This window comes from Rhizobium sp. Nf11,1, from assembly GCF_050587665.1.
Taxonomy (GTDB): Bacteria; Pseudomonadota; Alphaproteobacteria; order Rhizobiales; family Rhizobiaceae; genus Rhizobium.
In genome coordinates, this window is the sequence record NZ_JBOBHU010000016.1 from 1 (window position 1) to 16,878 (window position 16,878).

Annotated in this window: 21 protein-coding genes and 1 pseudogene; 7 read left to right on the plus strand and 15 right to left on the minus strand. The window is 59.7% G+C overall.

Going from position 1 to position 16,878, the window contains the following annotated elements:
• Positions 1 to 35: 35 nt before the first annotated feature.
• Complete coding sequence (locus ACQ7C1_RS21820; protein WP_221128644.1) at positions 36 to 374, plus strand: hypothetical protein; 339 nt, start codon at positions 36 to 38, stop codon at positions 372 to 374.
• A 67-nt stretch (positions 375 to 441) separates the two neighbouring features.
• On the opposite strand, the gene ACQ7C1_RS21825 is transcribed toward ACQ7C1_RS21820, so the two are convergent.
• From ACQ7C1_RS21825 to ACQ7C1_RS21855, 7 genes and pseudogenes are all read right to left on the minus strand, one after another.
• The gene (locus ACQ7C1_RS21825) at positions 442 to 1,317 is read right to left on the minus strand and encodes a hypothetical protein (protein ID WP_430959751.1); all 876 of its coding nucleotides are present in this window, start codon (positions 1,315 to 1,317) and stop codon (positions 442 to 444) included.
• Positions 1,318 to 1,330: 13 nt separating this feature from the next.
• Positions 1,331 to 1,531, minus strand: coding sequence for a hypothetical protein (locus ACQ7C1_RS21830; protein ID WP_097601279.1), 201 nt, complete (start codon positions 1,529 to 1,531; stop codon positions 1,331 to 1,333).
• A 445-nt stretch (positions 1,532 to 1,976) separates the two neighbouring features.
• Positions 1,977 to 2,381: pseudogene (locus ACQ7C1_RS21835) on the minus strand (hypothetical protein).
• The gene (locus ACQ7C1_RS21840) at positions 2,378 to 2,647 is read right to left on the minus strand and encodes a type II toxin-antitoxin system prevent-host-death family antitoxin (RefSeq protein ID WP_430959752.1); all 270 of its coding nucleotides are present in this window, start codon (positions 2,645 to 2,647) and stop codon (positions 2,378 to 2,380) included. The pseudogene ACQ7C1_RS21835 and the gene ACQ7C1_RS21840 overlap by 4 nt, the downstream one beginning before the upstream one ends.
• Positions 2,648 to 2,774: 127 nt before the next feature.
• Positions 2,775 to 3,248, minus strand: a complete 474-nt coding sequence (locus ACQ7C1_RS21845; protein WP_430959753.1) for a hypothetical protein — start codon at positions 3,246 to 3,248, stop codon at positions 2,775 to 2,777.
• A 332-nt stretch (positions 3,249 to 3,580) separates the two neighbouring features.
• Entirely contained in the window at positions 3,581 to 3,748 is a 168-nt protein-coding gene (locus ACQ7C1_RS21850) for a hypothetical protein (protein WP_176536392.1), read from the minus strand.
• A 317-nt stretch (positions 3,749 to 4,065) separates the two neighbouring features.
• A complete protein-coding gene (locus tag ACQ7C1_RS21855; RefSeq protein WP_221113613.1) occupies positions 4,066 to 4,389 on the minus strand; it encodes a DUF736 domain-containing protein in 324 nt (107 codons plus the stop codon).
• A gap of 629 nt (positions 4,390 to 5,018) precedes the next feature.
• Between ACQ7C1_RS21855 and ACQ7C1_RS21860 the strand changes: the two genes are divergently transcribed.
• The 3 genes from ACQ7C1_RS21860 to ACQ7C1_RS21870 all read left to right on the plus strand — a co-directional run bounded on the left by ACQ7C1_RS21860 (position 5,019) and on the right by ACQ7C1_RS21870 (position 6,454).
• A complete protein-coding gene (locus ACQ7C1_RS21860) occupies positions 5,019 to 5,282 on the plus strand; it encodes a WGR domain-containing protein (RefSeq protein ID WP_430959754.1) in 264 nt (87 codons plus the stop codon).
• 183 nt (positions 5,283 to 5,465) lie between these two features.
• Positions 5,466 to 5,951, plus strand: coding sequence for a type II RES/Xre toxin-antitoxin system antitoxin (gene parS, locus ACQ7C1_RS21865; RefSeq protein WP_183705080.1), 486 nt, complete (start codon positions 5,466 to 5,468; stop codon positions 5,949 to 5,951).
• Positions 5,948 to 6,454, plus strand: coding sequence for an RES family NAD+ phosphorylase (locus ACQ7C1_RS21870; protein ID WP_221113616.1), 507 nt, complete (start codon positions 5,948 to 5,950; stop codon positions 6,452 to 6,454). The genes parS and ACQ7C1_RS21870 overlap by 4 nt, the downstream gene beginning before the upstream one ends.
• Before the next feature lie 78 nt (positions 6,455 to 6,532).
• On the opposite strand, the gene ACQ7C1_RS21875 is transcribed toward ACQ7C1_RS21870, so the two are convergent.
• Both ACQ7C1_RS21875 and ACQ7C1_RS21880 read right to left on the minus strand, forming a co-directional pair.
• Positions 6,533 to 7,474, minus strand: a complete 942-nt coding sequence (locus tag ACQ7C1_RS21875; RefSeq protein ID WP_430959755.1) for a DUF2493 domain-containing protein — start codon at positions 7,472 to 7,474, stop codon at positions 6,533 to 6,535.
• A gap of 319 nt (positions 7,475 to 7,793) precedes the next feature.
• Entirely contained in the window at positions 7,794 to 8,828 is a 1,035-nt protein-coding gene (locus ACQ7C1_RS21880; RefSeq protein ID WP_430959756.1) for a DUF7146 domain-containing protein, read from the minus strand.
• Between the two features lie 429 nt (positions 8,829 to 9,257).
• On the opposite strand from ACQ7C1_RS21880, the gene ACQ7C1_RS21885 reads away from it, so the two are divergent.
• From ACQ7C1_RS21885 to ACQ7C1_RS21895, 3 genes are all read left to right on the plus strand, one after another.
• Complete coding sequence (locus tag ACQ7C1_RS21885) at positions 9,258 to 10,448, plus strand: DUF1173 domain-containing protein (protein WP_430959757.1); 1,191 nt, start codon at positions 9,258 to 9,260, stop codon at positions 10,446 to 10,448.
• A 237-nt stretch (positions 10,449 to 10,685) separates the two neighbouring features.
• Positions 10,686 to 11,279, plus strand: a complete 594-nt coding sequence (locus ACQ7C1_RS21890) for a DUF433 domain-containing protein (protein ID WP_430959758.1) — start codon at positions 10,686 to 10,688, stop codon at positions 11,277 to 11,279.
• Positions 11,280 to 11,293: 14 nt separating this feature from the next.
• Entirely contained in the window at positions 11,294 to 11,749 is a 456-nt protein-coding gene (locus ACQ7C1_RS21895) for a PIN domain-containing protein (RefSeq protein WP_430959759.1), read from the plus strand.
• A 118-nt stretch (positions 11,750 to 11,867) separates the two neighbouring features.
• Here ACQ7C1_RS21895 and virB11 read toward each other — a convergent pair whose 3' ends face one another.
• Genes virB11 through ACQ7C1_RS21925 form a run of 6 tightly spaced genes read right to left on the minus strand, consistent with a single transcriptional unit; the run spans position 11,868 to position 16,876 of the window.
• Complete coding sequence (gene virB11, locus ACQ7C1_RS21900) at positions 11,868 to 12,896, minus strand: P-type DNA transfer ATPase VirB11 (RefSeq protein WP_430959760.1); 1,029 nt, start codon at positions 12,894 to 12,896, stop codon at positions 11,868 to 11,870.
• Between the two features lie 8 nt (positions 12,897 to 12,904).
• Entirely contained in the window at positions 12,905 to 14,083 is a 1,179-nt protein-coding gene (gene virB10, locus ACQ7C1_RS21905) for a type IV secretion system protein VirB10 (RefSeq protein ID WP_430959761.1), read from the minus strand.
• A gap of 8 nt (positions 14,084 to 14,091) precedes the next feature.
• Positions 14,092 to 14,949 (minus strand): P-type conjugative transfer protein VirB9, encoded by an 858-nt coding sequence (gene virB9 / locus ACQ7C1_RS21910; protein WP_430959762.1) that lies wholly within the window; start codon positions 14,947 to 14,949, stop codon positions 14,092 to 14,094.
• Entirely contained in the window at positions 14,946 to 15,617 is a 672-nt protein-coding gene (locus tag ACQ7C1_RS21915; protein WP_430959763.1) for a virB8 family protein, read from the minus strand. Before ACQ7C1_RS21915 ends, virB9 begins: the two co-directional genes overlap by 4 nt.
• The gene (locus ACQ7C1_RS21920) at positions 15,611 to 15,904 is read right to left on the minus strand and encodes a hypothetical protein (RefSeq protein ID WP_259666920.1); all 294 of its coding nucleotides are present in this window, start codon (positions 15,902 to 15,904) and stop codon (positions 15,611 to 15,613) included. Before ACQ7C1_RS21920 ends, ACQ7C1_RS21915 begins: the two co-directional genes overlap by 7 nt.
• Before the next feature lie 39 nt (positions 15,905 to 15,943).
• Positions 15,944 to 16,876 (minus strand): type IV secretion system protein, encoded by a 933-nt coding sequence (locus ACQ7C1_RS21925; RefSeq protein ID WP_430959764.1) that lies wholly within the window; start codon positions 16,874 to 16,876, stop codon positions 15,944 to 15,946.
• Positions 16,877 to 16,878 lie beyond the last annotated feature (2 nt).

Consider the following 16,878-nt stretch of genomic DNA (forward strand, 5'->3'; position numbering starts at 1 on the left):
GGATCAGTACGATCCTAATTTAAGAGATGTTGCGTATGGTTCTTGTTACGGATGAATTGAAACGGAAGAGCGCCGAGATCGGCGCTGACATCGATGATATACGGAGGCGGATCTCGGCGCTCGAACAGCAGCAGTCGGCGCTCAATGTCGTCATGCGGTTACCGCATGTCTCGGCGTGGTGCGGCGGCGCCGGAACGGCGATGGTGCCGACGGGCAGCTCTGGCTTTTCAAAGACTTTGACCGTCGACGCTGCGCCGTTCGCACGCTCCATCAGGCTGAGCGGCCGATCACCACGGCAGAGTGCGGCTCAGCGTTGGCAAATAGAATTCGGCGCGCCTGGATGGCCGATCGTCATCGGCATCTCTGGGAGGTAGCTGTTTAAGACGGTCCACATGGCTCCGGGCGCCGACACTTTGAAGGCCGGCTGAACCATCAATTGATTTAGCTCCACCTCGGTGCCGGTTGCTCTGGTTCAGTATCAGAATCGTCAGACACGTTCATTATGCGCTTTCGACGCCGACCGGCAACGTTTTGCTTGGCTTCCAACCTTTCCAGAATGCCCTGGAGCTGATGCTCGCGCACTCGCACATCAAGACGTTCGTCTTCACGGTATTTCTGGAGGATCGAGACGGGCCTAAGTTGATCGCCGAACTCGCGTTCTGTTGTCTTGCCGATATGCAAGTCACGGACAATGAACTCAAGCTCCCGAAGGGCAGTGAGAGCTCGTTTGACCGCCGGCTTATTTTCCAAATCTGACAGTTGATCTTCGATGTAGCATTCTAGGATCAACAAGCTCGCAACAGCCTGCCGCAACGAGTGATCGCTTCGCCGACCTAACATATTGATGTTGCTCAGCCGGCTCCTAACGCAGTCCAGGGGGTGCATCAATGTGACGGAAATGCCTTCTGGATTTTCAGCATCAGCAAACGTGATTGAATTTTCGAGGAGGGACTTGCCCTCGACCCCTTTGATTTGGGCAAGAAAGTCCACCACTATGTCACGATTTCCAAGCTTGCCCTTTACGACTGCCGCATTCGGGGTGTGGTTGTCACCGGAGGGTATTTCCAGAAGGCCGTCTTCTAGGCTGTTTGCAAGCGCGCGCTCGGCTTCCCGGTTATGATAGAAATCAAGATCCTTGCTCGTCAACTCGCCGAGGCCATCGAGCTCTTCGTCCATGCCATGATAAAGTTCGGCCCAAATATTAACAGCTTGCCCGCCAACTATGACCGGATTAAATCGCTGAACAAATCCGAGAAGTGTTTGAACTTCTTCTGCTGTAAGATGCGGCTCTGCATCTTCGTCACCGTCGACAATCATCTCCGGCTCTCTCTTAGGAGCGAGCCAATGCTTTGCCGCCGATAGCAACCATCTTGTAACGATGAAGGGGAAGTTCAGCGAACGCTGAGTTCTCGCGGCGCAACTGAGCGGGGCTTACCGAACCATTATCGAGGCGCACTTGGTCACGATCGCGGCTCTCTTGCTTTTCGAGAGCGCGTTTGCGCGAATCAAGATGGGCAACCCTGTAGCTCATACCGCTTATCCTAGCCAGATTTCCTTTACATTAGTTGAACAGCCATTTCAATGGTCCAGATGAAGCACCTAGTCCATTAGACAGCGCTCATACCATCGGGCAATCAAGATAAGACAGGAGGAAACACATTTCAATTCGCCGGCCAATCGAACAAGAGCTTCTACGCCACTCTGAAGGCTACTCAGCCGGGCTTAGCCCTCTTCTCAGACAAGATCCGGCGAACAGTTGCCCTGCCAATATCCGCATAGGTTCCTTGACGTCGCCTCGGCAAGGCCTTGTAGAGCATGCCCCAAATAACGCACCGAGAAATCAGGATCGATGGAACGGCTTCGATCGGCTGCTCAGTATTTCGAGCGGCTAATTGCCTAACATGCGCTTCGAAGCCGAGAATTCGGAGCTGGTGTCAGTTGCTACCTGATTTCCGTACAACTATCGCCATCGAAGGTCAGGACGACTCCTTTGCAGACCTGCGACGACTGATGACTCCACGCAGCAGCGGCCGGAAGAATGCCTTGCTGAAGCGGCCGGTTGGCAGCTCGGGTTCAAGATAGAATGAGTTTCCGACGACCGTCGGTATTGAACTCATCAAAGATGATCCAAAGCCTGCGGTCGACATCGAGGCCGGCACGGCGCTTTTCGATCGCCGGCACTTCCGCGGCGAACTGCGATGCCTCTGGCTGCTTTGTGGTGATGGGAAAGAAGAAAACCAGATCACCGCCCGGCCGCGGCATTCTCACACCGACGGCGACCGGCCGCTCCTTGCGCCCTTCCATTTCACCATGCCCAGCCTCCCGCGCCGTAGATGCGGATAGCAAATGACGCTGGCGGTCTGGACCGGTTCGTAGCTCACAAACGGCCTGCCTCGTCCTCATCGGCAAAGGCTTCGACGGCGCTTTCGAACTCGGCGAGCAGTTCATCGGACATTGTTTCAATGGTGCCCACGGTGCGCCGGGCGGACAGCCCTATCAGGCGCTGATAATCTTCGATATTGAGGAGAACGAGGCGGGGCTTATTCCGCTTTGTGATGGTCACCGGGCGGCGCAGCGCCTCGGCGATAATGTCGCCGGACTTACGCGAGAGATCGCTGGTCGAATAGGACCCGCTTGATTTAGCCATGTGGGCTTCCTTATTGCAGCACTGCTTAGATGTACGGCATTTACAAGATTGCTGTAACTTGGAAACTAACATCGAGACGCTTCCGGAGAGGAGTGCGACGCCTCGACATGTGGGGCCTAGCTACAGCTCATCGCGTGGCCCGCACGGCGTTAATCCGAATACCGGTTTCCCTCATGACGTCCTCGATAATTGGTGCAAGCGAGCCGAGCTCGTCTGGGGTCAGGACCGCGAGCTCCGGATAGTTGACCTCGACGCCACCGGCATCGGCGGCCAGCGCATTTGTCCAGTCGCCGCCGTTGACGCGGAATTCCTGCGTGTCGCGATCGATTTCGAGATCGTCCACCAGATTGATGGTGAAGCGTGCGAATATCGCGATCTCGCCCTCCAGCCGATAGGCGGCAAAATCATCGTCCCCGGCAACAAGCATGCGCTCCAATGCCGCGATGGCCTGGATCCGGGCAATTGCCGCATCGAGACCATCGACAAGCCGATCATGAAGTTCTCGGGAGAAATCACTGTCGCAGCCGAGGCGGTTTGCCAGGACGACGAGCCGGAAGCCGGCAAGCCTGGTGTAAAGCGTAAGGTTCTGCACGGTTGTCATGATGTGATCTCCTTCGTTGATGACGGAGATCGGCCACTCTGTTGCAAAGAGGGGTCAAGGACCGCGGGACGCGGCTTGCAAGCGGGGGAACCGATTTTTCCAGAGCGAAGTCGCAGCGTAGCGGCGGAAAAATTGGGGGAGACCGCGCCGTCCTTCACGCCGGATTTGCTGGAGTAAAATGGGACGTCAGAGAGAGAAGAGACCCGCGGCCCCGAAAGGGACGCGACCACTTCCGGCGCGAGCCGGCGGGAGTGTCGAGGGATAAAGTCCCCGACAGCCCGGCGGCGGGTCGATCCGGCCGGCGGGCTTCCGGACATGGCGATAAGCCTCCGTCAGAACGGAGGCTCGGCGCTGATGCGGCCGTCCTGCTCGGCCCAGATCACCTCGCGCTCGGCCAGCGCCAGTTCCAGCTCGCTCTCGATCTGCCGATACTCGCCCGGTTCGGCGTTTAGCAGTTCGGCGCGCAGCAGCTCGATGACTTCGTCGATGCAAGTGGTCATTGTCGTCTCCTTGACGTTGTGAAAGACGACGCCCGCGGTCATGGCGGGATGGAGGGGTCAAGGATCGCGGAACGCGACCGGCGCAGCCGGCGAGTGGGGGTGCCGATTTTATCGGAGCGCAGGGGACCGGAGCGGAGACAAAATTGGGGGCACCGCTCGTCCTTGAGGCCTTCATGCCGCCATGGCATCCTCGGACCGACTGAGCAGACCTTTCCTCTCCGTATCGCACAATTTTATCAGACGCGGGCTTGGGTGCCCGCATCCGATCTCTGGTCCGCAGGAGCGGCCAGCCCCGGTGACGGGGCCGGCCGCCCGGCTCACGCCGGGCTGTTCCAGAGGATAACCTTCTTGCCGGGATCACCGCCAGGAGCCTGGGCGACGTTGCCGAAGATCACGCCGATCTCAGGTGCCTCCAGCTTGACGGAGAGATATTCCTCACCCGTCTGGCGGGCGATGCGGTTCCAGGCGGCGCCGATCTCGAAGCCGGTCTTGCGATGGATGATGCGGTAGTCAGGCGCTTCCTCGCTTGCCTTGCCGGCGTTAGGGACAATTGCGATCGGGGCGTTGACCCGGATGGTGGCAAAGATGCCTTCAAAGGTTCCGTCGGTCTTCTGCGTCAGGGTTGCGATGGTGGTTGCCATTGTATGTCTCCTTCGGTTGCTCGGGACCATTCCCGATGGCGCCCGAAGAAGGGGCCGAGCTGCAGGCGTCACCGGAGCGCCAGCGCAGGGGAACCCCTTGCGGGTTGACGCTGGTGGCGGCCGGTCCCTTAGAAAGGCGACAGAAAAGAACGGGAATGGCCCGGATGCGACCGAAGGGCGGGACAGACCATCATGGCACCCCCCTATCGCGCGTTGCGAGAGAGCCAGGGGTTTTGAAATGCCCACCGCCACTCAAGTTCCCGTCGGTCCTGGCCACGACAAGGCGTGAAGCGCGTGCCAGCTGCGCAATCATCGATCGGCCGGATGTAATCGACGCAGCCGTCGCATCGACGCTCGGGCCATGCGCAATGCCGTTTGGAGCTGCCGCTCTGAGGCCGAATGCCGGATCTTGACGGGCACGCCCAGCAGTGCCGGCTGCGGATCCGGCGTTCTCCGCCGAACACCAAACCATCGTGCCCCGGGGAGCCGTCCAATCTCCCGGGGCCGGCTTTGCCGATGTTGCTTGCAGGTCCTGACGCGTCAATACATCACAAACTGGAATCGATCGGCTGGGAAGGATTCAAAACTCTCGTTGGACGGGGCCGGTCCCAGTGGGGAAGATTCTCGACATGAGCCAGGTATCTTTCCACCTCCATTGTCGCCGCATCGATGCCAGCCGCAACATGGCGCGCTATTACGTGCTCGCCATCCGACCGACCTTGTTCGGCGAAACTGCGGTCGTTCGAAGCTGGGGGCGGATCGGCAGGCGTGGCAGCGAGAGGACCGACGTGTTCGCGACCGAACAGGAAGCCGTGGCACATTTTCTAGGCCTCGCACGTCGGAAATACCGGAAAGGCTACATACCGACTGCGACGGCGCCTGTCATGACCTGAGCTGACGCCAAAGGATCGCGGCAATCATCGCGCAGGGATCGTCACCCGTTCCGGCGCGGTTGGTGGAGCCGGCTCGCCGGCGAAATAGAACCCGGGTACGGCGGACACGCCGCATCCTCCACCCTTGAAATCGACCGCGACACATGACATATAATTCGCGACAGGTGACGCAGGAGAAAGATCATGACCGTCGCAGCAAAAGCATCGTCTTCAGCAGCAGTCGGTGGTGAACTGCAAAAAATCGAAGCCTTGCTCGGCGGCTCGCGCATTCTGTCGCGTCGCCTGACCAACGCACTCGACGCTCATGAACTACTTCTGCATGGCCTGCCCGCATCAGCGCTCGATCATCTTGTCGGCACGCTCGTTGTCATTGGCAAGAACGAGTCTCTGGAAAAGGCGGTGGGCATGAGCCTTCGCACATGGCAGCGGCGGAAGGACACGCCTTCCAAACCCCTCAGCCAGGAACAGAGTGGCCGTACATGGAAATTTGCCGAGATCCTGGCAAAAGCAACGGATATCTTCGGATCCCAAGCAGAAGCCGAACAATGGCTGGAACGTCCAGCGGTCGGTCTTGACCAGCGCCGGCCGATCGATCTTCTGGGGACACCTGCCGGCGTCGAACTTGTCGAGGACCATCTCGATCGTCTCGAATATGGCGTCTATGCATGACCCTGCTGCCAGTCGCGCTCGGCGGGACCGGGCTGGTCGCGTGGCGGCTCGATCAGGCCGTCCATGCGCCGACGTGGGATAGCGGGGAAGGCGCCTACAGGGTCGGCGGTCGCTGGAACAGCAAGGGGGTTCGCGCGGTCTACTGCTCGCTCGATCCCGCGACAGCGATCCTCGAGGTCGCTGTCCACAAGGGTTTCCGGGCGCTCGACACCGTGGCGCATATCATAACCGCCGCCGTCATTGCCGATGCTGGCGATGTCCATGTCGTCGATCCGGCAAGCGTACCCAATCCCAACTGGCTTCGTCCTGGTATTCCCGGTGCCGGCCAGCAAGCCTTCGGCGACGATCTGCTTCGACGCCACCGTTTCGTGGCGATCCCGAGCGCCGTCTCTCCATACAGCTGGAACCTGATTTTTCTGGCCGACAAAGCGGCGGACGCCTATACGCTGAAGTTTCAAGAGGCCTTTGGCCTCGATACGCGGCTCCACCCGCCAACGACCTGAATGGGCCCTTGGTCGCACCCGTGCAATCTGTAACGCGATCTCAATTGCAATCGGGGCCGCCGCCGGAGGAAATGGCGCTCACGCGCCATCCTCCGCTATCTCCCAGACCGGAATGCCGAGACGGCGTGCCTTGTCAGCGAGGTTGCCGGTGATTCCGGAACCCGGGACTATGATGACGCCGGCCGGCATGACGGAGAGCATCTCGTCGTTGCGGCGAAAGGGAGCAGCCTTGGCGTGCTTCGTCCAGTTCGGCTTGAAGGAGATCTGCGTCACCTTGCGGGCCTCGGCCCAGCAGGCGGCTATGCGCTCGGCGCCCTTCGGCGAGCCGCCGTGCAGCAGGACCATGTCGGGATGTTTGGTGTGGGCCTGATCGAGCCTGGCCCAGATCAGTTCATGATCGTTGTAGTCCATGCCGCCTGAGAAGACGATCTTGGTGCCGGCGGGGATCAACACTTCGGTTTCGGCGCGCCGGCGTGCAGAGAGGAAGTCCCGGGAGTCGATCATCGCCGCGGTGACGTGGGCGTGGTTGACCTTGGAGCCGGTGCGCGGCCGCCAGGCCGAACCGGTCTGCGCCTCGAAAAGATCGGCCGCATAGTCCCGCATGAACTCGAAGGCATTACGGCGCTCCAGCAACGTGATGCCCTCGGCAATGAGGCGTTCGAGCTCGACGCTCTTCACCTCCGAGCCGTCCTGCTCGCGCTGGCCAGTACGCTGCGCCACCTCATTGCGGTCGAGCTCGCGCTGAATGCGTTCGCCTGCGCGATGAAACAGATTGGGGATCGACCAGAACAAATCTTCGAGATCAGGCTCAAGCCGTGTGCCGCCGAGCATCTCGAACAAGGCGTCGAAGATTGCGGTCAAGCCGGACTGGACGAGCGGTTCTTCGGGCAGCGGCCGCGGGTCCGGCTCGTCCTGAAAAGGACGATAGCCGTGAAGCTGCATCTCGTAGATGACGTGGTCCGTCGGGGAGGACGCGTGGTGAGGCTCGATGGCATCGTCGATGGGAAGGGGCAAGTTCATGAGGATCTCCATCCGGTTGCGACCGCGCCTCGCGCGGCCTGACGGCGATCCTGCTCACGCGGAGACGGGTCGGAACCGCGGCGCAAAGCGCTGCGGCCCAGCGTAGCGCCGGGCGGTAGAAGGAAGGTTTCTTGACCCGCGAGGAGCGCCGGCAAAGCCGGCGCGGGGAAGAAACCTGACTGATCCGCTGAAGGCCCGCTGCCGCGTGGTAAAGGTCGCCTCCCGACAGGCCCGCAGGCGAACCCGGCTGGAGGAAGTGCTTTTGAGCGGCCTTCACCAGCTGCCAGCACCGCCACCGCCGCCTGCCCTTCGGTCTGCCTCACGGGGTCAGGAAGTTCACTGCATCTCCTGGAACAAGCTGTGCCCGCAGGTTGGCCTTCAACCGGTCCGCCCCGAGCCAGCGCAGATCCTCGTTGAAGTCGCCGAGTTCAGGGGCGAGGACAAGCGGCAGGATACCAAGTGCCTGAGCGCGACGGCTCAGTCGCTTGATTGCTTGCCGCCCCGCCGCATCGGCATCGCCAGCAATGTAGAGGCGTAGACATCCGGCAGGAGGGCAAAAGGCTGCGAGGTGATTGGCTGTGAGTGCAGCGACCGCCGGCATGCCTGGCATCACCTCCAATAGCGATAGCACCGTTTCGAGGCCTTCAGCCGCGGCCAGGACCGGCACAGGCTCACCGGGCGGAAACCGGAAGCGGACGGCGTTACCGAGAAGGCCACCGAGCGCCCGGCGCGGATCGGCCACCTTGGCCTTGCCGCCGCTCGGATCGAGCCATGTGCGATGAATGCCGGTGACTGTGCCGGAAGGATCGGTCACAGCGGCAATGAGTGCGGGATAGGCCTCCGTGCTGCCCGTGGCAAGGTCACGATAGTAGCAGGATGGATGAAATCCGAGCGCCGAATGAGCTGTCGCCTGCAAGAGGCCACGATCGCGCAAATAGCCCTCGGCAAGTGTGCCGGCGAGCGGCTGTGTCATGGCAAACAGGCGCCGAGCCCGTTCCGCAGCCGGGCGGTTGGCCAATCGGCGCTCGCTAACATCGATGTTCTCGGACGAGGCCATTTTCGGTTGGGACAAGCTCAGGAAGCGCCTTGCTTCCTCCGCGACATCCCGGAAATCGAGGAGCCCGCACGTCTCCCGTATGAGATCGAGAAGGTCTCCATACTCGCCGGTCGCCGCGTCCGTCCACCGGCCGGCGCGCGGGCCCGTCAGATGGACATAGAGTGATCGGCCCTCTTTGTTTCTGGCATCTCCGACGATCCAGTAATTGCCGGCACGCCTTCCTGCAGACAGATAATGACGGCAGAACGCGACTGCATTTAGCGCTAGACGATCTGCCAGTTCCGAGATTGATAACATGATGCTGCCTCACTCATGGACGACTGATAAAGATCGAATGGCAGCCTCGCGCAGTGTCGGCACATGATTGTCGGTCGCGTTATCTGGACTGTAGAAGGTACGCGGCGCGAGGAAGATTGCGAGGACACAGCCGTGTTTGCGTGTTTGCCGCCAGGAATGAGTTTGTATTCATGGCAGGTCCTCTAATAGCGAGGAGTGACGCCGCGCTGAAACTCTTTTGCCCTGCCCGGCCCCCTCTTCCGGCCCCTCCCTGCCTCTCTCACCCTGCCAACGGCCGCCTTGCGCACCTGCCGGGCGATGGCGAGAATCAAAACCCCAGCGGCAAAGTTCGAATTCACTATACTAACTATTTTGCGCTAGTATAAAGCGCCATCATTGTGCTAATTCCTTATGAGGCTTGTTGAGCCCTGCAGGGACCCCGAGGAGCAAGTGAAACAGTTTGTAATAGGCAATCAGGCGCTCGAAGAAAGCTCACCAGAGTTTCAGTCAGAGCTCGCACGCGCCTACGAGCAGAAGCTCAGGCCACTTTGCCGGTGTCGGGAACCGCCGGTGCCGATGTACATCGCCCGGATGGACGGCCAGTTCCTGGTCAAGCGCATGCCGCTCTCAGGCCGGCAGCATGATCCGGTTTGTCCCTCCTGTGACCCGCCCTATGAACTATCCGGCCTCGGGCCCTTGATCGGCAACGCGATCCAGATCGATGCGGCAACCGGTGCGGCCATGCTGAAGCTCGACTTCTCCCTGTCGAAACGCGGCAACCGATCCAACTCGAGCGCGTCATCGGAGCCGACGGAAACTGTGCGAAGGCAGCCAAAAAAACTCTCGCTCCGAGCGATGCTCCATTATCTGTGGGATACGGCAGAGCTTACAGAATGGACGTCGTTATGGGCTGGCAGGCGAGGCTGGGCCCGCGTTCGCAGCAGTCTGATGAATGCGGCAAGACAGATGATCGTTCGCGGCGGCCCGTTAAGCGATATCCTGTTTATTCCGGAAGTATTTCACCAGGAAGACAAGGAGGGTATTTCCGCCCGGCGCGCTGCTACGCTGGCTGGCGCCCAAGCAGATACTTCCGGACCGCGCAAGCTGATGGTGATGGTCGCAGAAGTGAAAGAGTTTTCGCCAGTTCGCGACGGCCAGAAAATCCTTGTTCGCCACCTCCCCTTCCCTCTCCTGATCGATGAGGGGGCATGGAAACGGTTGAACGGACGATATGACACCGAGCTGGAACTGTGGCGATCAAACACAGATTTCCACCTTATCGTGATCGCAACTTTCGGTATTTCGAGTGCGGGGATCGCATCTGTGGAGGAAATGGCGTGTATGGTGGTGAACGAGAACTGGATCCCGTTCGAAAACATCTACGAACAGCGGCTCCTCGAACGGCTCTCCGGGTTAAAGCGCATAAGCAAAAAAGGATTGCGCTTCGATCTTTCACGTGGTCAGCCGATCGCCTCCGTGACATTACCAGATCCAAGGCCGGCGCCCGTGGCCCTTTTCATCGTTCCGACGAATGCGGACGAAGATTATGAGGTTGCCCTGAGCGAAATGATTGCCGCCAGACCAGAGATGGCGTCATGGATCTGGCGTGTGGCCGAGGGTGAAATGCCGCGCTTGCCTTAAACTATTGAGCTCTAATACGCAGCAGCCGATTTCTTGCCAAGAGCAGCTTGGCGCACCCGGTGCTCAATTGTTGCGAGATGGCAATTGGTTCAATCCTGCTGCTTTGAGCGCGTCCGTAGCCTGGCTGGTGCGATCGGACGTTAGTTCCTCGACGTTTAGGGGCAGTCGCTTGACCTGATCGATTGTCGACACCTATATTAATTCATCTCCAGATGGAGTTGAATTAGGACCATCGACATGAGCAATATGGAATTTACGGTTACGGAAGCAAGCTTCTTGGCAGATCGCTCTCCCACGGATGTTCAAAACGCGATCGACAAGAAGGTCGTCAAATCCACCGTGGCTAAAGTCGGACCAAAAGCTCAACGTCTTCTCGGGCGAGCTGAGCTGCGGTTTCTATCGATGGATCGCGAAATCGGCGAAGCCCTGTCCCGCGTAGGCAAACGCCGTCTATACGACGAACTGTCGAGGCTTCCGGAAAAGGCCATAACAGCGCGATTTGGCGCGCTCGTCGTGGATCTTCGAAAAAGCGACGCCAAACTCAAGAGGAGATTGAGGCTGCTCGAAACGATCAAGGCGTCAATTAAAATGAAAGGGGGAGAGCCTTTTATCAAGGGAACCGATATTCCTGCTTATCAGGTGGCTGCCTTGTATCCTGCGGCTTCTATCGAGGAGATCCTCGAGGATTTTCCCTCGCTCAAGCGTGACCAAGTTGAACATGCGATCGACTTCGCGCGGGCATATCCTAAAAAGGGACGCCCTTATCCGTCGACGTCCCTGAAACGCGGAATTTCCAGTCTTATTAAAAGCGGTGTTTTTGATGATGACTGAGACAAGGCCTCGGAGTGCTTAAATATTTGCTCGACGAGTCTGTCATCCGTTCAATGGACACGCACAACAACGTCGTTGCGTGGAAGAGATCCATCGACGACAACGAACTCGCAATTTGCGTTTTCACGCTCTTCGAGAAACGCAAAGGCGCCGAGGCCCAAATGAAAAAGGATCCGAAGAAGGCTCAGGCAAAGTTGGATGCGATAGCCGCGTTCGAAATCAGCTTCGGGCCCGATCGCGTTCTCAGTCTCGACGCAGCGGCAACGAAAGAATGGGCTTCTTTTGTCGGCGCTAGGGAAAAGCATGTCATGGATGCCGGCATCGCCGCCGTCGCGAAAACGCACGGGCTTATCATTGTCGCCCGCAACCTGGAAGACTTTGCTGACTTCCGCGTACCCTGTCTCGACCCATTCCGAGACCCACCGCTTCTGGTGGAATATGGCGACCAGCGGACGAAGAGCAAAAGATGAGATGAAGACCATTCGGTCGGCGACGGCACCTCTGGGATCGGAAAGCTGGCGACCTCGGTTGGTTGGCCACTTAAACACCCGCGTCGCTGCGACGCCTGCTACTGCGCATAGCGCTGTTTCAAAATGCCCCCACGCCAGTACGATTGCCTCCCCCAACTGCATCTCGATAATAGACCTCGCTCACCCGAAACCGTCCGCCGATGCGCTTGCACTGGACGATGATGTCTATCGCAACTGTCAGCATTTCGCGAATGTCGCTGCGTTCGAGATTCCCGCCACCTTCCGATTCCTTGACCAGCAACGTCAACTGCTCGAAGGCAAGGCGTGCGGAATCGGCGTGCACGGTCGTGATTGAACCGGGATGGCCCGAGTTGACATTGCGAATATAGTAGAATGCCGTTCCGTCCCGTAACTCCTGCAGCAGGATGCGATCCGGCCGCATGCGCAGGCAGGATTCGAGCAGATCCTTGGCGCCGACTTTGGCAAGCCCTTGGCCGCCCTTCGAGTAGAAGAGCCGAACGTGGTTCGGCTGCGGAACGACCAGTTCGGCGGTATCCTCGATCGAAATGATCCGCTCGTTATGGGGAATATGGCGGATCAGAGCTTTCGATAGCGTCGTTTTCCCTGACCCCGTAGCGCCGGATATGATGATGTTCTTTCTTGCGAGCACGGCCTCCCGTAAAAACGCCTTGTAGGCGCCGATCCGAAAGTATTCACCCAACCTCTGATCGGGTCGCGTTCCGGAGCCGTCAACGGGCGCGACATCTGCAAACAATCCTCCATGATCGAGATCCTCAAGCGTTAACGACACCGAGGACGGCTTGCGGATGGTGATGCTGACGGTGCCCTTCGTCGTTGCAGGCGGGATGACGATCTGGATCCGCTCATCATTCGGTAAGCTCGCCGACAGGATCGGCCGAGTTTCGTCGATAGACTGGTTGGAGAAGCTTGCGACTGCCCGGGAAAGACGCATCAGGCGATCATAAGACAGCTCCGCCATAGCATGTGTCTGCCATCCATCTCTTCCTTCCGTGACGACCTGTCCAGGCTGATTGACGATGACCTCATAGAGCGTGTCGTCGCGCAGAAAGCGTGAGAGCGGCGAAAGCAATTCACGGACAACACCTGAATCGGCAGCTTCAGTCATCCTCGAACCTATTTTGTCACAAGCTTCGAATCCGGCTTGAAATCTCCAAGCACGACACGGTCGTAGATGCGATTGCGAGGTTCGGTCACGCGAAGCCGATAGACGCTCGAGAAATCGAGATCACGCGCGACGAAGATCGAAACCAGTTCGCCCTGATGTTTCAGGAGGGTCGGCGGAATATTGATCGATTGCTCGACGGCGATCGAGGCGGCCTGCTGCCCGGCGCTGGTGGTGTTTTGCGCCTCGACATCGCTGTCCTGAAGCCGGCTGCTGGCATAGGAACTCGCATCGCCAACAATCGACAGCAGGATCGCGCTCCCGAAACGCTCCCACCAATGCGTCTCGACGGAACCGTCGACGCCGGCCCGGCCGAGAGCATCGGTTGCCGGCGATGCCAAGGTGATGATCACACCTTTCGGGGTCTTGGCGCGGTTCCAGAGGACGAAGAGGCGTTTTTGACCTCGACGAACGCCGCCGCGGTATTCGCCGACCACCTGAGTGCCCTTTTCCATCAGGACGACACGACCGTTGTCCGACAGGACATCTCGGTTGATGACGCAACTGGTAAATCCCGGCTGATCGGAGGAGAGCGCCGTTTCCAGGACGCAGGGGACGGATGTTCCCATCGCGACGATAAAATCGCGGTTGCCCAGTGTACCGGCACGGGAACCCTGCAATTGCGTCGGCGTCAGCAGACGGTTGAAGCGCTGGTCATCGCTTTGGCCTTCCGGCGGGAAGCTGCCTTGATTGTTGCCGAGCTGCATGTAGGGGGAGGTCTCTTCGGAACCTCCAGCCTGATCGCGCCGCTGCGCTGGCGGCGATTTCTCGCCGCCATAGGCTATAACAGGGGCGCGGCGCGCAGCATCGAGCAGCTTGTCGTTATCGGTCGACGCGTTCTCGATTATCCCGGGCGTGGGGAGCAGGGCCGCCGGTGGCGGCGTCAGCGGCTCTTCGGGCTCCTTCGCCGGCTCGAAGTCCGATGTCTGACGGATGACGACCCGTTCCGGCTGCCCGCTGCCGGATTGCTTGTCCTGCTCTCGCATCGACCAGAGGGCGAATGCGACAAAGACGACGATTGCCAGAGCGACGGCGCCTCGCTTGACGATCGGATTGCTGTCGACCCGACGCGCGGTCGATGTCTCGGCCCGCTCACCCGCAATCTGGGTGGTCTCTTCCTCGGCTGCCATGACACCTCCTATTGCATTGCCGCAGGCGGCACCCTGACGACGCGCTCGACGGACGGCGACGTCGTGTTGGTCTCGGGATTGATGCCGATACGATCGTAGGCTTCGTTGAAGACGCAGAGGACATCGCCGCCCCTGCGCAAGATGAACTTGCGGCTGATCGCGTGAACGAGGACGAGATTTCCGTCGACGGATTTGGGGACGAGGCTTTCCGTGCCATCGGAATTCTCCAAGTATATCGCCGGCATTTCCTGGTTGCCGGCAAAGGCGAAGGTGGTGACCTTGCCGTTGTCGTAGACCGCCTGTGGCTCGAGCGCCTGGGACCCTTGCGCCGAGTAGCGCCAATTGCGCGGTCCGTAGGCTTCGTGAAGGGCAAGCACGTGATCGGCCTCACCCGCCTGTGCCGCCTGCGCGCGGACAGCAGCCGCCTGTCGGCGCCGCTCCGCTTCATCGGCTGGATAGCGATATTTCAGATAGAAATAGGTGTTCTGCCCGGCCTCGACGCTGCCGTCACGGACAGTCAGTTCCATCTGGTAGCTGCGGGTCGATCCGTCCCGCCGTGTCGTCACGACCGAGATATTTGTCACCGGCTGGCTTTCGCGGGGTTTCAGGAACAGTATGTTGCCGGCCGGCGCCACCTCCCACGCGACACTGTTGCCAAGCGCCACATGGGCGATTTCCTCGTCGGCCGCGAATTCGATCTGCACCGATGACCGCAGCGTGCCGACAACCTTGGTGATGTTATAGGGTTGATAATCGACGAAGCGGATGCGGCTGTCCTGCGCCGCCCCACGTGGGGTTTCGAGGGCGACCGCCACAGAAGGAAGGCTGCCGGCCAGGATCAGCGGAAGGAGGAAACAGGCTCTCAATTGATCGCCTCCGGATCTGCGCGATATTCGCTGACGACGAAGCCGAGGGGATTGATCAGCCGATCGGTCGAGGACATCGGAGCGTTGGCATAGGAGAAGGTGAGGGTTGCGACCCAGTGCGTGGTGGCCACCTCCTCCCCGCGGGTAACGGTTCTCATGTAACGCACCGATGCCACATTGGCATTGATCAGCGAGATGGAAACGATGTTGATGCGCGAGGTGGCGCTGCGGCCATAGATGTTCTGAGGGGATTGGGGATTGCTGCCGCGATAAAGAGCGGCAAATCGCGTCTGTTCCGGCTGCGTCGACAACAAGGCGACGGTGCGAAAATTCTCCTCAGCTTCACTCCAGACATAAGCTTCGCGAGCACGGACATATTTGGCCGCGAAGTATTTGGTGACGGCCTCGTCGTAGGTGCCGGCCGTCGACGTCAATGCCGAGACCACGTCGACGATTCCCGTCGAGTTGTCGACCCGCACCACGAAAGGCTCGACGGTTTTCAATGGGGTGAGTCCGGCGATGGCAAGCACGGAAGCGCCTGCAAGGATGCCGGCGCAGACTGCCACGAACCACGCAATCCGAGCGGATCGCTCGACCTGCATCATCCGGTCCTGGTCGAACCGTCGGGCCTTGTCGAAATAACTCTTCAAACTATCCGTGGTTACCATATGGTGACCCCGCATGGACGATAGGAACCGGCGACATCGAAAGACGCGAAGGCAGCCGGTGCGGCTGAGGGGAGCGCCCCCTCCCCATAGGCAACAGCCTGGCTCGCCGGCTGTGCGGCAACAGCCCCGGTCGCGGGCTGTTCTGCACTTCTATTATCCTGCCATTGCCACATCGAGCGGTTCATCGGCCGGCGGGCATAGCCATCACATTTGGGAAGAGGGTGGGACATCGAGCCGCAAGCCGCCAGGCTCGGGATCAGGAAGAGCAATAAAGCGACACGGATCATGGGAAAGTAGCCTGTCCAATTGTCTTGAGGGTGAAGCCTTCACTCGATCCGGCTTGGCGCCAGGCGGCGGCCGACCGAACGAGCCCCGCGGCCGATCGCCGTCGCTGAACGGGAAGTGGCCCAGGCGAGCGTGCTTTCATGCGCATCGCGCGCAGCGCCATATCCGTAGGTCAGCGACGCTCCTCCGGCAGCAAGTGCCGAAGCGATGCCCGGCAACTGGTAGAAAACATAGAGAGCGGCAAGGCAGATGGCGCAGAGCGCAATCGGACGCATCACGACATCGCTATAGCCTTCGATCGCCGTAAATGTCGTGTCGATGCAGGTAATCAGCAGCGATCCGATCACGACAACCAGGACCTGCAGGATGACCAGGTTTGCAAGCTGGCCGATCCAGGACTCGGTAAACCGGCGGGTCGACTGGAACATGGCGAGCGCGATGAAGATGGGGCCGATCGCCAGCACGATCGCAAGCGCCAGCCGGGCGTAGAGCGAAACGATGTACCCGATAGCCGCCACGACGAAGCTCGCGCCGATGACCATCATGCCGCCGATCCCGGTGACGAAGTCGACCGGCCAGGAGGCCCGGGACCATATCTCGTGGGCACATTTTTGGCCCTTATCTAGCAGGCTGTCGAAAGTCGACGCGCTCGGTGCGGTGCCAGAGTTCAGCGCTTGCGAGATCTCGCGCGGCAGTGTGTCGAAGAAGATATTGGTGACGTAGGTCTGATAGTCGCTCGCATTTCTGACCAGCATGACGATGATGGCAAGCTTCATTGCCCGGAAGGCAAATTCGAGGATGGGTTCCTGGATGGATCCGCGGAGAACAAGGTAGCCGTAGAGCACCACATAGAGTGTCAGCGCCGCGGTCAGTGGTCCGCTCACCCAACTCGCAATATTCGAGGTGCCCGAGGAAATGAAGTTTTCCAGCGGTGTCTTGAACTGTCCGTCGACGAAGCTGAAGACCTGATACACCG

Coding starts and splice junctions, on each gene's coding strand:
- ACQ7C1_RS21820 (WP_221128644.1), top strand. CDS start 36: ATGGTTCTTGTTACGGATGAATTGAAACGGAAGAGCGCCGAGATCGGC.
- ACQ7C1_RS21825 (WP_430959751.1), bottom strand. CDS start 1,317: ATGATTGTCGACGGTGACGAAGATGCAGAGCCGCATCTTACAGCAGAA.
- ACQ7C1_RS21830 (WP_097601279.1), bottom strand. CDS start 1,531: ATGAGCTACAGGGTTGCCCATCTTGATTCGCGCAAACGCGCTCTCGAA.
- ACQ7C1_RS21840 (WP_430959752.1), bottom strand. CDS start 2,647: ATGGCTAAATCAAGCGGGTCCTATTCGACCAGCGATCTCTCGCGTAAG.
- ACQ7C1_RS21845 (WP_430959753.1), bottom strand. CDS start 3,248: ATGACAACCGTGCAGAACCTTACGCTTTACACCAGGCTTGCCGGCTTC.
- ACQ7C1_RS21850 (WP_176536392.1), bottom strand. CDS start 3,748: ATGACCACTTGCATCGACGAAGTCATCGAGCTGCTGCGCGCCGAACTG.
- ACQ7C1_RS21855 (WP_221113613.1), bottom strand. CDS start 4,389: ATGGCAACCACCATCGCAACCCTGACGCAGAAGACCGACGGAACCTTT.
- ACQ7C1_RS21860 (WP_430959754.1), top strand. CDS start 5,019: ATGAGCCAGGTATCTTTCCACCTCCATTGTCGCCGCATCGATGCCAGC.
- parS (WP_183705080.1), top strand. CDS start 5,466: ATGACCGTCGCAGCAAAAGCATCGTCTTCAGCAGCAGTCGGTGGTGAA.
- ACQ7C1_RS21870 (WP_221113616.1), top strand. CDS start 5,948: ATGACCCTGCTGCCAGTCGCGCTCGGCGGGACCGGGCTGGTCGCGTGG.
- ACQ7C1_RS21875 (WP_430959755.1), bottom strand. CDS start 7,474: ATGAACTTGCCCCTTCCCATCGACGATGCCATCGAGCCTCACCACGCG.
- ACQ7C1_RS21880 (WP_430959756.1), bottom strand. CDS start 8,828: ATGTTATCAATCTCGGAACTGGCAGATCGTCTAGCGCTAAATGCAGTC.
- ACQ7C1_RS21890 (WP_430959758.1), top strand. CDS start 10,686: ATGAGCAATATGGAATTTACGGTTACGGAAGCAAGCTTCTTGGCAGAT.
- virB11 (WP_430959760.1), bottom strand. CDS start 12,896: ATGACTGAAGCTGCCGATTCAGGTGTTGTCCGTGAATTGCTTTCGCCG.
- virB10 (WP_430959761.1), bottom strand. CDS start 14,083: ATGGCAGCCGAGGAAGAGACCACCCAGATTGCGGGTGAGCGGGCCGAG.
- ACQ7C1_RS21915 (WP_430959763.1), bottom strand. CDS start 15,617: ATGGTAACCACGGATAGTTTGAAGAGTTATTTCGACAAGGCCCGACGG.
- ACQ7C1_RS21920 (WP_259666920.1), bottom strand. CDS start 15,904: ATGATCCGTGTCGCTTTATTGCTCTTCCTGATCCCGAGCCTGGCGGCT.